Origin of the sequence: Burkholderia sp. MSMB1826 (assembly GCF_001526325.1) — a bacterium.
GTDB lineage: Bacteria > Pseudomonadota > Gammaproteobacteria > Burkholderiales > Burkholderiaceae > Burkholderia.
Genome location: NZ_LOYN01000058.1, coordinates 240205 through 253928, shown reverse-complemented (window position 1 = coordinate 253928; position 13724 = coordinate 240205). Strand labels below are relative to the sequence as shown.

Here is a 13724-nt window from a genome sequence, read left to right as displayed (position 1 = left end):
ACAAGATGGTCGTCGCGCTGCGCAGCTACAAGGCGCAGGACGTGAAGGGCGGGCTGGGCCGCGGCGGCCAACTGCAGGTCAACTGACGTCGGCGGGCCGGCGGGAAGCCGCCGGCCGATTGCCGAGTTTCGCTTCCTGATTCGATTCGCGATTCGTGATGGTCGGCGCGTGCGGCGCGATGCGCGCGTGCCGGCTTCGTTCGTCCTGTCCGTTTGAAAGGGGACCCCGATGAAAGCCGCTGTACTGATTGCATTGACCTGCGTTGCGCTGACCGCTTGCGGCGGCGACGACAATTCCTCGCCCGCGGCGTCCGGCGGATCGGGGACGAGCAACAACGGCGGCGGGACGGGTTCGGGCGGCACGGGTTCGGGCGGCACGGGTTCGGGCGGCACGGGTTCGGGCGGGACGGGAAGCGGCGGGGCAGGCGGCAGCACGGTGACGCTGCGCTACGAGACGAAGCCTATCGCATCGGACAAGGCGAGTTTCGTGACGCTCGTCAACGGCGAAGGTGCAAAGGGCTATCGCTATCTCGGCGACTACTTTTACTCGGCCGACAATGCGACGGTTTCGATCTTCGTGAACGACGGGACGGCGCCGACCTATACATATCAGCTTCAGGATGCACCGTCCGATGTCGCGAGCTTCGTTACTCAAGCCAACGCGCAGGGCGCGAGCGGTTACCGTTACGACGGCCCGCTATCGTACGGCTACCTCTATCGGAAGGACGGCGGCTCGTCGTCCACCTATTCGTACGTGAGTGCGGCGTTGCCGACCAGTCAAGCCGCGTTTCTTGCGCAGGCAAATGGCCAGGGACAGTCGGGTTACTGGTTCGTCAGTCCGATGATGGTGGCATCGGGCTCCGGCAATCTGTACATGAAGGACAACGCGTCGAGCGCGACCTACACCTACGAAGCGCTGCCGCAAGCGTCGAATGTGGCTGATCTGGTTGCGCAGGCCAACAGCGAGGGGGCGAAGGGCTTTCGTGCGAAGGGGGCAAACATGTTCGGGAGCGATGTCGCATGGGTCTATGTGAAGGACCAGACGCAGTCGCCCACTTTCGCTTATCAGTCGACCGCAATCCAGACGGCCGGTGCTGCCTTTGTTCAGCAGTCGAATAACCTGGCGGCTCAGGGATACGCGTATCTCAGCGACATCGTGACGGGAGGCGGCAGCGCGTCGTTCTATTTCAAACCGACCAACTGCACGGGCTTCCTGTGCACGACGCTGAATCCGCTTACGCAGAACTGAGCGGGCGCATCCGGGGCGGCTGCGCCGCACGGCGCGTTCCGTCGAACATACCCCGCGCGCATTGAGTCGAGTGTCTCAGGTGCGCCACATCCGTGGCCGCATCTTTTGTCGCCGGCTTGCCGGCGACATTTCATTTTGTCCGCGCGTCGGTCGCACGTACCGTCTCGACCGGCACCGTCAACCGTTGCGAAAGATCTCGTTGTACGCGCTCAACGCTGGCGCCCCGCCAAGATGCGCGTACAGCACCTTCGACCCCGGCTCGAATTCCCCGCGCCGCACCTTGTCGATCATCCCGTGCATCGATTTCCCTTCGTAGACGGGATCGGTCAGCATCCCTTCCAGCCGTGCGCACAGGCGAATCGCTTCCAGCGTGCCGTCGCTCGGCAAGCCGTACTCGGGCCCGCCGTACCGCGTATCGAGCACGACATCCTGGTCGACGATATCGCGGCCGAGCTCTACCAGTTCGGCCGTATGCCGCGCGATGCGCGTGATCTGTTCGCGCGTCTGCTCCGGCTTCGCCGACGCATCGATACCGATCACGCGATCCGCGCGCCCGTCGGCCGCGAAGCCGACGACCATGCCGGCCTGCGTGCTGCCCGTCACCGAGCAGACGACGACGTAATCGAACTTGAACCCGAGTGTCGCTTCTTGCGCACGCACTTCCTCCGCGAAGCCGACGAATCCGAGCCCGCCAAGTGGATGCTCGGAGCAGCCGGCCGGAATCGGATACGGCTTGCCGCCCGCCTGCCGCACGCTCTCCATCGCTTCTTCCCAACTGCGGCGAATGCCGATGTCGAAGCCGTCGGACACGAGCCGCACGTCGGCGCCCATCATTCTGGACAACTGGATGTTGCCGACCCGGTCGTATACCGGATCTTCGTAGTTGACCCAGTGTTCCTGCACGAGCACGCACTTCATCCCGAGATGCGCGGCGACGGCCGCCACCTGGCGCGTCTGGTTCGACTGCACGCCGCCGATCGACACGAGCGTATCGGCGCCCTGCGCGAGCGCGTCGGGAACGAGATATTCGAGCTTGCGGGTCTTGTTGCCGCCGAATGCGAGACCGCTGTTGCAGTCCTCGCGCTTCGCATACAGCTCGACCTTGCCGCCGAGATGCGCGCTCAGGCGCTTGAGTGGCTGGATGGGTGTCGGGCCGAACGTCAGCGGATAGCGGGGGAAGCGTTGCAGGTTCATCGGCGGGCTCCGAAAGGGGGAACAGGACGGGAAAGCGGATCGTTCGGGCGCTGCCGGCAGGCCGGGCTCCGATGCAAAATGATAGGCACAAGCGCGGGAAATGAGCTTGCGAAATAAATTGTGTCGACCTACGTTATCGACGATACGAATGCAGGTTAAGCAATTTCGATTCGTAAAAACGGGAGTTGACGCAATGAAATTAGATCGCAGCAGTGCATCGCGAGCCGACGCCGCACCGACGCTCGACCGCATCGACCGCGCGATCCTGCGGCAACTGCAGCAGGATGCGTCGATCTCGAACGTGAGCCTCGCGGCGAAAGTGAAGCTGAGCGCGCCGGCGTGCCTGCGGCGCGTCGAGCGGCTCAAGGAAATGGGGCTGATCCGCGGCATCGTCGCGTTGCTCGAACCGAAGCCGCTCGGCGCCGGGATGCTGGTCGTGATCGGCTTCGTACTCGATCGCTCGACGCCGGAAGCGTTCGCCGCGTTCGAGAAGGCGGCGCAGAAAGTGTCGGGGTGCGTCGAATGCCATGTCGTGACGGGAGAGTTCGACTACTTCATGCTCGTGCGCACGCGCGACAACGACAGCTTCAACCGGCTGCATGCCGAGCAGTTGCTTTACCTGCCGGGCGTGCGGCAGGTGCGCTCGTTCATGGTGCTCAAGGAAATCCTGTCGACGCATGCGCTGCCGCTGTAGCACGTCACGACGGCGGGTTTCGCGTCGGTCGTCCATGCGGAACGCATCGCGATTGCACCGTTCATACGCCGATTCGCATCCTTGACTATCATGCGCCGATGCAGGGCAGATGCTGCATGTCGCGACAACCCAACTGTGAGGGCATCATGGCAAGACAGACGATGGCGGAATATCTGGCGAAGATGCTTGCGGCAGCGGGCGTCGAGCGCATCTGGGGCGTGACGGGCGACAGCCTGAACGGCCTGTCGTTCAGCTTGAGCCAGATCGGCTCGATCCGCTGGATGCACACGCGGCACGAGGAGAGTGCGGCATTCGCGGCCGGCGCCGATGCGGCCTCCACCGGGCGGCTCGCGGTGTGCGCGGGCAGTTGCGGCCCCGGCAATCTGCACCTGATCAACGGGTTGTACGACTGCCACCGCAACCATCAGCCGGTGCTCGCGATCGCCGCGCACATTCCGTCCACGGAGATCGGCCTCGGCTACTTCCAGGAAACCCATCCGCAGGAGCTGTTCCGCGAATGCAGCCACTTCGCCGAACTCGTGACGAACGCGTCGCAGTTCCCGCGCGTGCTGGCGCGCGCGATGCGCACCGCGATCGACGAGCGCGGCGTGGCGGTGATCGTGCTGCCGGGCGATATCGCGCTCGGCGACGGTCCGGACGAAGCGCCGGCGTGGAGCGAAGCGGCGCCGCCGTCGATCCTGCCGGCCGATGCCGATCTCGACCGGCTCGCGGCGCTGCTCAACGGGTCCGACGCGGTCACGCTGCTGTGCGGCAGCGGCACGCAGGGCGCGCACGACGAAGTGGTCGCGCTGGCCGATACGCTCGGCGCGCCGGTCGTGCACGCGCTGCGCGGCAAGCAGTTCGTCGAATGGGACAACCCGTTCGACGTCGGAATGACCGGGCTGATCGGTTTCAGCTCCGGCTATCACGCGATGGAATCGTGCGACACGCTGCTGATGCTCGGCACGGATTTCCCGTACCGGCCGTTTTATCCGACCCATGCGAAGATCGCGCAGATCGACTGGAAGGGCTCGCAGCTCGGCCATCGCGCACCGCTCGCACTCGGGCTCGTCGGCACCGTGAAGGAAACGATCGCGGCGTTGCTGCCGCGGCTCACGCGCAAGACGCAGCGGCGCTTCCTCGAGAACGCGCTGAAGCATTACGCGGCCGCGCGCAAGGGGCTCGACGATCTCGCGGTGGCCGAGCCGCCGGGCCGCGCGATCCATCCGCAGTACCTGACGAAGATCGTCGACGAGGTCGCGGCCGACGACGCGATCTTCACGGCCGACGTCGGCACGCCGACACTCTGGGCCGCGCGCTACCTGACGATGAACGGCAAGCGGCAACTGCACGGCTCGTTCAACCACGGGTCGATGGCGAATGCGATGCCGCAGGCGCTCGGCGCGCAGGGCGCGCATCCGGGGCGGCAGGTCGTGTCGCTGTCGGGCGACGGCGGGCTGTCGATGCTGCTCGGCGATCTGCTGAGCGCACGCCAGTTGAAGTTGCCGATCAAGGTCGTCGTGTACAACAACAGCCTGCTCGGCTTCGTGTCGATGGAGCTGAAGGCGGCCGGCTATCTCGACACGAACGTCGACCTGAGCCCGACCGACTTCGCGGCGATCGCGAAAGGCGCCGGTATTTTCAGCGTGCGCGTCGAGCATTCGGAGAACGTCGAGCACGCGTTGCGCACGGCGTTCGAGCATGACGGGCCGGCGGTGGTCGACGTCGTCACGTCGAAGTACGAACTCGCGATGCCGCCGAAGATCGAGCTCGCGCATGCGAAGGGCTTCAGCCTGTTCATGTTGCGCGCGATCCTCAGCGGGCGCGGCGACGAGATCGTCGAGCTGGCGCGAACGAATTTGCGGTGAGCGGGCGGTGCAAGCGGGGCGGGCGCCGGCCGCCGATCTGGCACGAATTGATCGGGTCAATCAGGGACAATCTTCACGTCGCCTTAAGTTTGCTTTTCCTAAAATCGATTGGGTCGCCGCGCCGTGCGGCGGATCGATTCGTCCCAGAAGGAAGCGCATGCTCGAGCCCCGTGTCGCGGCAGCTCTGTTCCATGAAGTCATCGACATGTCGAAGCCGATGGCGAAACCGCGCAAGGCGCGCCGATGATGTGGCCGAACGCGTGGCGTGTCTCGGCACTGTTCGTGCGCGAGTGGGTCGATCGTCCGGCCGCGGTTGGCGCGTTGTGTCCGAGTTCGCGGCATCTGGCGCGCGAGATGGCCGATGCGGTGCCGCACGGCTGCGGGCTGGTCGTCGAGCTTAGCGGCGGCACCGGCGCGATCACCGCGGCGCTGCTCGAACGCGGCGTCGCGCCACGGCGTCTCGTGGTGGTCGAACGCTCGGCGGCGTTCGTGCAGCATCTGCGGCGACGCTTTCCCGGAATCTCGATCGTGTCGGGCGACGCACGGCAACTCGAGCGGCTGCTGCCGCCGGGCGCCACGGTCGACGCGATCGTCTCGTGTCTGCCGCTGCGCACGCTGCCGCGTGAAGACGTGGCGGCAATCGTCGGTCAATGTCGCCGCGTGCTGTCGACCGACGGCGTGATGATTCAATTCACGTACGACCTGCGGCCGCCCGGCCGTCATCCGCTCGGGGATTCGGCATTTGTTGCCAGCAATAGCCGGATCGTCTGGGCAAATTTTCCGCCCGCGCGCATCGTGACCGTGCGCAATGCGGCTACCGAAACATCGACACTCGTCGAGTATTGACTCGTGATGTCGTGCATCGTGCGCGGTCGGATTCTGCGTCGATTTAAATGTTTTCTGAATTGACCGGACTGCCTCGACTTGAATCGTCAAAGCCAATTTTCAATTGTTGACAGTGATCGATGAGTCTTGTGAGAGAATTCAGTACGCTTGGCGTAAGGTTTTGACGCGATATTCTCCATATATACTCGCGGTTAAAAAGGGGCGGGGTCGCTCGGGATTTTCGGCGCCCCATGACATTCGACTGACGAACGGGGCGATAAATGTCTGGCGTGCTGGACGAGCTTCTGCGAGGCTACAGCGAACTGCGCCGCTATCTTTCCAGGCGGCTGAGCAGCGACGACGCTGCCGATATTGCGCAGGCTTCGTTCGAGGTCGCGCTTCGCTATGTTCAGCAGAATGATGTGCAGTCGCCGGCTGCGCTGATGTTCCATGTTTCGAATAATTTGCAGATCGATGCGGCGCGACGCCGCCGATTTTTCCCCCAGCAATTGTGCGAAGACGTCGGCGACGAAGGCATTGACCGGCTCGTGCGTTCCGATGTGACGCCGGAGCGCGAATGCATCGCGCGCGAGTCTCTCGATCAGGTGACGCGGGCGCTGGACGGGTTGCCGCCCCGGTGCCGCGAAGCCTTCGTGCTTTGCAAGCTGCATGGCCTTTCGTACGAAGAGGCAGCGCAGGAAATGGACATCAGTCCGACCGTCATCAAGAAGTACCTGGTTCAGGCAATGAAAGCGTGTCGGGACGCTGTGCTATAACTGCGCAATCGCGCGCATTGCACGGGGCCGCCGTTGACAGTCGACATGCCACTTACCCAGGCCGAGATAGACAAAGCCGATGACTTGCTCGTTTCGCTGACGTTCGGTAGCGACGCGGAGAAGTCGCGCGCGCAAATCGAGCTCGAATCGTGGGCGGGCAATCATCCGGAACGGCGCCAGTACCTGGCTGATCATCATGCGGCGGAGCGCGTCGTCGACGCGTTGAGCGACGACCTCGGCCGACGGTACAAGCGGCACGTCGGTCCCGCCGTTCACCCTCCTGCCCGTGCCGAAGAGCGAATCTCCCGGCCCGTGCCGAGCGGCCGGCGCACGGGCGTTCGCGTAGCGACCTATGGCGCCGCGCTCGCATTGTTCGGCGCAATTTCGACGCTCTGGATCGTCAACCCCATCCTGACGAGCCAGCACTTGCAAACCGCGATCGGCGAGCACGTCGATGTCGCACTCGCCGACGGCAGTCACGTTACGCTCAATACCGATACGGAAATGATCTTCGTGAACCGGCTCCGCTCGCGCGATGCGACGGTTCAACGGGGCGAGGCGCTGTTCTCGGTCGCCCATAGCCTGGTGCGGTCGTTCGACGTGTCGGTGGGCACGGCCAACGTCCGGGATATCGGCACGCGCTTCACGGTGCGGAAAATGACCGATGGCGTGGACGTTGCGGTGCTGGAAGGCCGGGTCGAGCTGACCGCGTCCGCCGGCGCCGCGCCGGTACCGTTGCAGGCCGGCCAGGCCGCACGCGCCGATCGCGTGGGGAACGTCGAACTGCAGGACCAGCAGCAGTTCGATGCGATGGTCGGCTGGAAGGACAACCGCCTGCAATTCAACGGGACGCCGTTGCGGGACGTCGTCCACGAAGTGCAGCGCTATCGCAAGCAGCCGATCGTGCTCGCCGATGCACGGGTGGGCGACTATCGCGTGACGGGCGGGTTTTCCAGTGCGGACCCCGACTTGCTGTTGAAGACGTTGTCGAGCGTCGTGCCGGTGACCGTCGACATTCAGCCGGCGGGTACGGCCGTGATTGCGTCGCGTCGTTGATGCGCTCGACGGCATGTGTTGTCCGACCACCCGTGTGCGAACTGCCGCAGTAGACGGCGGATGCAGATAATAATTATTCAGGCTGCCGGCCGGTTGCCTTGCGCGTCTCGTTCGCCTCGTTGCTCAATGGGCTCGTGACGTGCGTGTCGCGCCGGCCGCCTGCAACGGTATGAAGGGAGACGGTCGAGCATGGCGAAGGCAGGGGCGGGCACCAGAATGTCGAAAGTGACGCGCATTGCAGCAGCACTGTGGGCGCTGTCCAGTTTGCCGCTCCATGCGCAATCGGCAATCGATCTGCCCGCTCAGCCGCTGAGCAGTGCACTGGTGCGTCTCGCTGCCAGTATGGGCGTCAACATTCTTGCACCCGATAAGCTGGTGGCAGGCCGGCAGGCGCCGGCCGTGTCGGGGCAAATGTCATTGCGCGATGCGCTCGATCGCCTGTTGGCCGGTACCGGACTGAATGCCGTGGCACGCGGCGACAAGACTTATGTGATCGAGGCGTCGGCTTCGGGGCCGCAACGGGTGCTGCCGGAGGCGACCGATTCCGTGTTGCCGACGATCGAGGTCAACGCGAGCGCGATTTCCGACAACCTGGGCTTCGTCACCGAATTTTCGAGCGCGGCGACACGCACCGACACGCCGATCGCGCTGATTCCGCAGTCGATCCAGGTCCTGAACCGGAGACTGCTCGAAAGCCAGGGCGCGCAGTCGGTATCCAGTGCGCTCGCCTATCTCGGCGGCGTGACGACGAGCAATTACGGTGGCGTCCAGTCCCAGGCAACCATCCGCGGATTCAATGCGCCGGTGGCGGTCAACGGCCTGCCGACTGCGCTCGGGCTGAGTTCACAGGTGGCCGGCTCGTTGAGCATCCCGATCGACGGCATCGAGAGGGTCGAGGTGCTCAGAGGAGCGGAGTCCATTCTGGCCGGCTCGATGGATCCCGGCGGGATCGTCAACGTCGTGACCAAGCAGCCGACTGACAAGCCCGTGCGCGAGGTGACGATGCAGGTCGGCTCGTTCGGGGACTGGAAACAGGCAATCGATCTCGGCGGCCCTCTCGGTAGCGACAAGCGCCTGACTTATCGTTTCGTCCTGTCGGCCGAGAGAACGGGCGAGAGCGCATATGGATACGATGGCTCGAAATCCCTCTACGTCGCGCCGTCAGTGAGCTGGAGATCTGCCGGCACATCGATCGTGATCGGCTACCGGCACCACGTGCAGGCCGTTCCGCTCAATGCGACGACGCTGTTCGGCCCTGACGGGTCTCCGGCGAAGGTGTCGTTGCCGGCGGCCCAGCCAGGCGGGGCGCTCGTGCAGTCGGACGATGTCGACATCGATTTCAGGCATCGATTCAATGAGATTTTCTCGCTCTCGAGTCGCGCCGTTTATTCGCGCTATATCGAGAAGTACTCGAATACCGGGTACTGGCCGGTGTCTTTTGCTTCACCTCCGGATACAGCTTACTTCAGTGCACTGGCCGGCTACCACCGTGTATTCAATGTGTTGACGGACAACAACCTGAGTGCGCGATTCTCGAGCGGGCCCGTCAAGCATGTCGTCATTGCCGGATTTCAGTATTCCGTGAACTGGGAAAGTTCAAATGTCCCGGTTGGTGGAGACAGTTTGCTGGCTGCACCATTTCCGAGTCCTGTATTGCCCCCATATGGCGGGTCGTTCGTCTACAACGATTCCGGGAAAAATTACTTCAGCAACATGTATCTGCAAGATCAATTGTCGTGGGGGCGGCTGCACGTTACGGCCAGTCTCGCCTACGGGAAGTCGCAGACGTCCCGAACGGCATCCCAGCATGCGTGGCTACCCAATATCGGCGTGCTGTACGAGCTGACGGACACCTTGTCCGTCTATGCAAGCTCGATGCGCAGCTTCTATCCGCGACATGGCTATACGTTGACCACGGGAGAAACGCCGCCGCCGTATTCGGGACGTTCCGTCGAGGCAGGACTGAAGATGAATCTGCTCGATGATCGCCTGTCGCTGACCGCGGACGTGTTTCGAACCGAGTCGGCAACCGTCGTTCAGCCAATCCCGGGTACCGGCCTCGTCGATCTGCAAGGCGGACAGGTGACCCGCGGTGTCGAGGCCAGCGCAACCGGGCGGTTGTTGCCCGGCCTCAACCTCAATGCGAGCTACGCCTACAATGCCGTGCAAAGCGGCCCGGGTCTGCCGCGTCACGCGGGTTCGTTGTGGCTGACCTACGACCTTCAGGGCGACCGGTTGAAGGGCTGGGGCGGGGGCATCGGCGTGCTGGCGCGGACCGAAACATTCGTCAAGGAAGACGGTGGCAATCGCTTGCCGGGGCAGGCTCAAACCGACCTGGGGCTTTGGTATCGCGCAAAGAAGTGGTCCGCCACACTCAGCGTCAAGAATGTATTTGATCGCGCGCTCTACCAGTCTGGTGCAACGGAGAGTCAAGCATTTCTGCAGCCGGGCAGGCTGATCTATCTGACGGCCCGCCGCGACATCTAGAGTATGACGCCTGCCGCACGGGCAGTTGCGACCATTAAATAGATAAATTCTATAGATATATATATTTAAATAGAAATATTTGCAAAAAATCGACTGGTCCGTTTTCCCGCGTCGTTCGCCTTTGCATATGAGAGGTAACGAAACGGCCTCGTGAAGCGGTTCGCGGCCGGCTCGTTGCGTCGGACAGATGTTCGATCGCGAAGGGAGCACTGTCTGGCGGCCTCGGTGCGGGGCGAGATCGGTTTGAAACGTGAAACGCCATCGCATTCGATCAGGATGCCGAATTAGATGGAAATGGCGTCTCGTTCGCATCCTGATCCTCGGTCTTTACTGAACGCTCTGTCGTAGAGAAGTCGGGACGAAACATATTGTCGGGTGTGGGATGGACAAATTCACCAGATACATACAAAGGAAGTCGGAGCTGGAGGCACAGATCGCCAAGGATCGAGCACTTGTTCGCGACGAGGTTCTGATTGAAATCATGCTGGCGATCGACGAGTTTCACTTTGATGCGGACGAGTTGTTTCCGCTCGGCAAGAAGCGAAAGGTCAAGCCGAGATACTTCGATCCGAAGAGTGGTGCGGTGTGGAGCGGGCGGGGCAGAGAGCCGCGTTGGCTCAAAGGAAAAAACCGGCAGGATTTTGAACTTGAGGTGGTGGAGACAGGCGAGGCACTCACGAGGAATCAAGAATAAAGGTGCCGATACATTAGTAGAAGTTTAAATTTTCAGGACAAGGTGCATAGAAAGGAAAACTAAATTTCATTGTGCTGGCGTATCTGTCAGGGAGTTTGGCCGTGTCCGGTTCCCTCGTGCCGGACACTTTGCGCAGTATTGATCTCGCTGCGCTTTTTTTATTCTGATAGACGGAGCTGGGTGGCGGACGCAATTGAGGAAGGCACCGTGAGTACATTTCGCGAAATAAGAGTTCAGGCTCTGCAGCAGGCGTTGATCGACGAGGCGCGCGGGTTCCGGATCAACAACGAAGTGGCGGAAAGCGTCATTGCCAGGCTCGATACGGCGACGTTGGCAGCACGAATATCGATCGTCAGTCGAAGAGAGTCATCCGGGAAGAGAGACGATTCGATGGACCGAACCGGTTGTAACGGCGACCCATCGAATTCGTTGTTCTAACGTGAAATTGATTATTTCAAGGAGGTGGATGGATTTTATTGACTGGTTTTTCGGGATGAACAAATTTGATTGATATATGGAAGGTTGAAATGAAACTCAACAAGAAATTCACCCTGCTTGCGGCCTTTTCGCTGCTCGCAAGCGCGTCGACGGCTTTCGCCGCATCTTCGGGGACGCCGGTTGCATCGTCGGCAACGGGCACGCTCGCCGTGACCGGGGCGCTCGTTCCCGGCACCTGCAGCGTCACCTTGCAAGGCGGCGGCAAGGCCGATTTCGGCACCATCAGCAGCGCGACGCTGAATGCTTCGTCGACGACCGGTACCGTACTGCCTACGTCGGCTGCGATTCCGATGACCGTGTCCTGTACGGCGCCCACGCAGATCGCCTTCCGGATTCTGGACAATCGCGCTGCCAGCCTGGCAAGCATTACGTCCGGCAGCAATGTGACGTTGCAACTGACCAGCGGCACCGTTGCGAAATGCGGGGGCCCGTGCCCGGACTATCTGGCCTACGGACTCGGTACGGTCAGCGGCACGAACAACACTGCCGTGGGCGTGTATTCGATCACCGCGGACACGTTTGCGGTCGATGGAACCACGGGTATTGCTGCCGCGACCTACGGCGCGGACAGCAAGGGCAACTTTAGTCCTTACTCGCAAGCGGCCGCAGTTCAGGCGTACTCGAAACCGGCCGCGTACTGGACCTGGGTTGCGAGCGCGACCGCCACTGCGCCCACGACGGGTCAGGTGTTTACGACGAATCTGTATGTCACACCGACGATCAACAACACCAGCGCGCTTCCGTTGAATACGAACATCAAGCTCGACGGCAACGCGACCGTCACGATTTTCTATATCTGATGTTCGGGCGTGACACATTAGCTTGAGGACGACATGAAAAAACGAATCATCGAAGCGGCGCTTGCTGGCGCCGCACTGAGCCTGGCCAGCGCATCGTTTGCTGGCTCGCCCGTTCCCGGCCCGACCGCGACGCTGACGGTGACGGGCACGATCACGCCGCCGTCGTGCACGCTGACGCTCGGTGCAAACGGCACGGCGGCATTCGGCACGACGCCGCTGAGCAGCATTTCCAACAATGCGACCGGCACCGTGCTGACGAATCCGCAGACGGTTCCGTTGACGATCGCCTGTTCCGGCAACACGCAGGTCGCGTTCGGCGTCAAGGACAACCGCGCAACCAGCGTGGTGAGCGGGCTGACGGCAAACTGGGCGTCGGGTATCGCAGCGGGTACGACGAGCGCGACGAATGCGTTCGGTCTCGGCCAGGCGAGCTCGAAGAACATCGGCGCTTACACGCTGACGGCCAACACGTTCGCGGTGGGTGGCACGGCCAAGACCCCGGCCACGATCACGTTGACGAACGAGACGCTGGCGCCCGCGGCGTCGACGTCGGCAGGCCTGGCCGTGAACCCGAGCGACGCCACCAACCTGATCACGTGGGCGGACAGCTCGTCGTCGACGGCCGCATCGACCGGCCAGACCTTCACCGCCAACATTGTCGTGACGCCGACGGTGAACCAGTCGAGCGCACTGCCGACGAGCGGCAACATCACGTTCGACGGCAACGCGACGTTCACGGTGTATTACCTGTAAGGGCCTCGAGGCGCCGTCTCGCCGGCGCCTCGTTTACCAGGATGTTCATCTTGCGCTCATCATGAAAAACAGAACTACTAATAAATATTGCGTAACGATTCTTGCCGGCCTCGCGCTGTTCAGTACGACCAGCCATGCAGACAGTCTCAAGCTCGAGTCCTCGGTGGTAGTGGTCGATGCGGGAAAGGGGGAGGCGTCGCTTGGTGTGCTGAACAACGATAAAGGCCCGTTGCTGATGGTGACGCGCTTGGAGAAGATTCCGGAGGAGACGGTACAGCGTCTGACGGCCACGCCGCCGGTGGCACGGATCGAGCCGGGCGATACGCAGGTCGTGCGGTTCTTCCTGGTCAGCAAGGACGACATCAAGGTCGAGCACCTCGAGCGCGTGAGCTTCGAGGGTGTGCCGCCTAAAGACGACAACTCCGTTCACATCTCGATCAGGCAGAACATTCCCGTGATCATCCGGCCGAAGAATCTGGCCCGAAACGACGAGCCGTGGAAGCTGCTGACATGGGCTCGCACCGCGTCCGGATTCTCGGTGAAGAATCCCGGCCCGTACGTCGTGCGCATGGCGCAAGCGGCGACGCTTCTGCCGAGCAAGACGGGGGTTGCATTGCCCCGGACCTACATCCTGCCGGGCGAGACGCTCGACATCAAGACGAAAGCGCCAAACGCGTCGGACACGGACGTCGAAATCAGTCCGGCCTCACTGTATGGCTACATCGTCGGCAAGTACTCGGCGAAGATCGGCTCGTTCACCTCTGACGCGGCGACCGCGTCGACCGGAGCAGCCTCCTCCGCGACCGCGAGCACTCCCCAATAACAAACCGG

At 62.5% G+C, this 13724-nt stretch carries 13 protein-coding genes; 12 read left to right on the top strand and 1 reads right to left on the bottom strand.

The annotated features are described in order from the left end of the window. Positions 1–228: 228 nt before the first annotated feature. The gene (locus WS95_RS32075) at positions 229–1248 is read left to right on the top strand and encodes a hypothetical protein (protein ID WP_059828241.1); all 1020 of its coding nucleotides are present in this window, start codon (positions 229–231) and stop codon (positions 1246–1248) included. Positions 1249–1425: 177 nt separating this feature from the next. Here WS95_RS32075 and WS95_RS32070 read toward each other — a convergent pair whose 3' ends face one another. Beyond that, a complete protein-coding gene (locus WS95_RS32070) occupies positions 1426–2442 on the bottom strand; it encodes a 1-aminocyclopropane-1-carboxylate deaminase (protein ID WP_059828239.1) in 1017 nt (338 codons plus the stop codon). Positions 2443–2635: 193 nt separating this feature from the next. On the opposite strand from WS95_RS32070, the gene WS95_RS32065 reads away from it, so the two are divergent. The 11 genes from WS95_RS32065 (at position 2636) to WS95_RS32020 (ending at position 13716) form a co-directional block, all read left to right on the top strand. Next, positions 2636–3136, top strand: a complete 501-nt coding sequence (locus tag WS95_RS32065) for an Lrp/AsnC family transcriptional regulator (protein ID WP_059828237.1) — start codon at positions 2636–2638, stop codon at positions 3134–3136. 146 nt (positions 3137–3282) lie between these two features. Beyond that, positions 3283–5004, top strand: a complete 1722-nt coding sequence (poxB, locus tag WS95_RS32060) for a ubiquinone-dependent pyruvate dehydrogenase (RefSeq protein WP_059828235.1) — start codon at positions 3283–3285, stop codon at positions 5002–5004. 243 nt (positions 5005–5247) lie between these two features. Further along, positions 5248–5850 (top strand): class I SAM-dependent methyltransferase, encoded by a 603-nt coding sequence (locus tag WS95_RS32055; RefSeq protein ID WP_059828234.1) that lies wholly within the window; start codon positions 5248–5250, stop codon positions 5848–5850. A 260-nt stretch (positions 5851–6110) separates the two neighbouring features. Continuing rightward, positions 6111–6605 (top strand): RNA polymerase sigma factor, encoded by a 495-nt coding sequence (locus WS95_RS32050; RefSeq protein ID WP_059828233.1) that lies wholly within the window; start codon positions 6111–6113, stop codon positions 6603–6605. A gap of 33 nt (positions 6606–6638) precedes the next feature. After that, positions 6639–7661 carry a FecR family protein gene (locus tag WS95_RS32045; RefSeq protein ID WP_156444635.1) on the top strand — a complete coding sequence of 341 codons (1023 nt, stop codon included), beginning with the start codon at positions 6639–6641 and terminating at the stop codon, positions 7659–7661. Positions 7662–7850: 189 nt separating this feature from the next. After that, on the top strand, positions 7851–10148 hold the full coding sequence (locus WS95_RS32040) for a TonB-dependent siderophore receptor (protein ID WP_082747049.1): 2298 nt from the start codon (positions 7851–7853) through the stop codon (positions 10146–10148). 382 nt (positions 10149–10530) lie between these two features. Continuing rightward, entirely contained in the window at positions 10531–10842 is a 312-nt protein-coding gene (locus WS95_RS32035; RefSeq protein WP_059828228.1) for an H-NS histone family protein, read from the top strand. Between the two features lie 207 nt (positions 10843–11049). Next, complete coding sequence (locus tag WS95_RS35240; protein ID WP_156444634.1) at positions 11050–11280, top strand: hypothetical protein; 231 nt, start codon at positions 11050–11052, stop codon at positions 11278–11280. An 89-nt stretch (positions 11281–11369) separates the two neighbouring features. Beyond that, the gene (locus WS95_RS32030; RefSeq protein ID WP_059828225.1) at positions 11370–12140 is read left to right on the top strand and encodes a DUF1120 domain-containing protein; all 771 of its coding nucleotides are present in this window, start codon (positions 11370–11372) and stop codon (positions 12138–12140) included. Positions 12141–12173: 33 nt separating this feature from the next. Next, complete coding sequence (locus WS95_RS32025; RefSeq protein WP_059828223.1) at positions 12174–12893, top strand: DUF1120 domain-containing protein; 720 nt, start codon at positions 12174–12176, stop codon at positions 12891–12893. 61 nt (positions 12894–12954) lie between these two features. After that, the gene (locus WS95_RS32020) at positions 12955–13716 is read left to right on the top strand and encodes a fimbria/pilus chaperone family protein (protein ID WP_059828221.1); all 762 of its coding nucleotides are present in this window, start codon (positions 12955–12957) and stop codon (positions 13714–13716) included. The last annotated feature ends 8 nt before the right edge of the window (positions 13717–13724 follow it).

Bases quoted from the DNA above. Each gene is read 5' to 3' on its own strand.
- poxB (WP_059828235.1), top strand. From the start codon at position 3,283: ATGGCAAGACAGACGATGGCGGAATATCTGGCGAAGATGCTTGCGGCA.
- WS95_RS32035 (WP_059828228.1), top strand. From the start codon at position 10,531: ATGGACAAATTCACCAGATACATACAAAGGAAGTCGGAGCTGGAGGCA.
- WS95_RS32030 (WP_059828225.1), top strand. From the start codon at position 11,370: ATGAAACTCAACAAGAAATTCACCCTGCTTGCGGCCTTTTCGCTGCTC.
- WS95_RS32070 (WP_059828239.1), bottom strand. From the start codon at position 2,442: ATGAACCTGCAACGCTTCCCCCGCTATCCGCTGACGTTCGGCCCGACA.
- WS95_RS32065 (WP_059828237.1), top strand. From the start codon at position 2,636: ATGAAATTAGATCGCAGCAGTGCATCGCGAGCCGACGCCGCACCGACG.
- WS95_RS32055 (WP_059828234.1), top strand. From the start codon at position 5,248: ATGATGTGGCCGAACGCGTGGCGTGTCTCGGCACTGTTCGTGCGCGAG.
- WS95_RS32020 (WP_059828221.1), top strand. From the start codon at position 12,955: ATGAAAAACAGAACTACTAATAAATATTGCGTAACGATTCTTGCCGGC.
- WS95_RS32025 (WP_059828223.1), top strand. From the start codon at position 12,174: ATGAAAAAACGAATCATCGAAGCGGCGCTTGCTGGCGCCGCACTGAGC.
- WS95_RS32040 (WP_082747049.1), top strand. From the start codon at position 7,851: ATGGCGAAGGCAGGGGCGGGCACCAGAATGTCGAAAGTGACGCGCATT.
- WS95_RS32075 (WP_059828241.1), top strand. From the start codon at position 229: ATGAAAGCCGCTGTACTGATTGCATTGACCTGCGTTGCGCTGACCGCT.
- WS95_RS32050 (WP_059828233.1), top strand. From the start codon at position 6,111: ATGTCTGGCGTGCTGGACGAGCTTCTGCGAGGCTACAGCGAACTGCGC.